This window comes from Candidatus Zixiibacteriota bacterium (genome assembly GCA_021159005.1).
Classification (GTDB): domain Bacteria; phylum Zixibacteria; class MSB-5A5; order UBA10806; family 4484-95; genus JAGGSN01.
The window spans coordinates 1-1,297 of record JAGGSN010000020.1 but is presented as its reverse complement, the minus strand read 5'-3'; the positions used below and the strand labels follow the sequence as shown (position 1 = coordinate 1,297).

At 52.6% G+C, this 1,297-nt stretch carries 1 protein-coding gene; it reads right to left on the bottom strand.

The features are described from left to right. The gene (locus J7K40_01455) at window positions 1-1,059 is read right to left on the bottom strand and encodes an RRXRR domain-containing protein (protein ID MCD6161065.1); all 1,059 of its coding nucleotides are present in this window, start codon (window positions 1,057-1,059) and stop codon (window positions 1-3) included. Window positions 1,060-1,297: the final 238 nt, after the last annotated feature.

Genomic DNA, 1,297 nt, shown 5'->3' with positions numbered 1-1,297 from the left:
TCATAATGATTTGCGCAAGGAGACCCCGCTACTTGTAGCGGGGAGGAATTGCGCCCTCCATGTTATTGTTGTCAGCACATGGAGATCAGGAATCTTCGCGTTCTGCGCGAGTCGCTTACCCGTCTCGATACTATGTAGCGACACTCGCTCGATCTTCCGCTGCATCCCACCGATGTATGTCAGACCATATTTGACATGCTCGACCAGCGTTCCACGCTTTAGTCCGTGAGATTGTGTGCTGCCATAGGGCTTGCGAATGCTGCCCTTGGTTGGTTGTAGCCGGTGTAACTGGCGTCTGTGCAGTCGTATCGGCACCCAATAGAACAGTCCTTTCTCTGTTGGCTGCTCTGCACCGGTCACATCCGCAGCAGCTACCCATGCATCGACGGCGTGACTGGCGAATGTGCGTTTCGATTTCTGGCTGGTCTTCTTCAGACCAAAGATTTCTCGTAGTCTCATTGTATCAAATCCTTCTATTACATGTAGATTCATGTTTAACTTCTGTATCTGTTCGTAGAACCATTCTTTACCAGATTCTATCGGTGAGAACTGGATATTCCAGCGTTTAGCTCCTTTCTTCGACACGGCAGCGACGTCCTCCACAACCACATCTGTTATCGGAATTGTCTTCAGCAGCTGCTTCAGGATTCGCAGCTTCGCGTTCCATCTGGCGTATGTCGATGGCGGGAGTGTGTCTTTGTTTCGCTGGCGATTGTTGAACCGTGCTGGTCGTCTCCTGCAGTTGCGACCTCTGCGTGAGCGTCTCATGACTCTCCGCTGCTCTACCGCGTCTTTGACGTGTCGCGGGGCTTCTGCCATGCCGTTAAGCACCGTATCTTGTGTACCAACCACAGAGTAGCCTTCGTAGTGGCTTCCCGGGTCGATACCGAGAGCGATCTGCTGGTTATCCGGCTCGACATCTCGCTTCAGGATGATGCAGAAGATACCGAGTTTGTTCCGGTATGCCCGCGCTTTTCCTCGCGACAGAAGGAGACGTGCTCGGGCTGGCGTTGTGGGCATCAGTGGTTTAAGGTTCTTGTCTAAAACTGGAATTCGCATATTATGCTGCCTCCGTGTCTATGCACGGGGAAAATTCCCCTTCGACCTTGCAGAACGAACTTAGCATCGCGGCGTCGGGTTTGGCGCGCCCGGAAGTGACTCCGATTAGGGGGGCGTCGGAATGTGTTCTTGTAGTTCGTAATGCGGCTGACATGGATTTCTCCTGTTTCGGTCTAGTCTATTGTTTGGTCTCGCTTAGCCATTCGCAAGCCCCGTGACTTGTCACGGGGTAATTGAC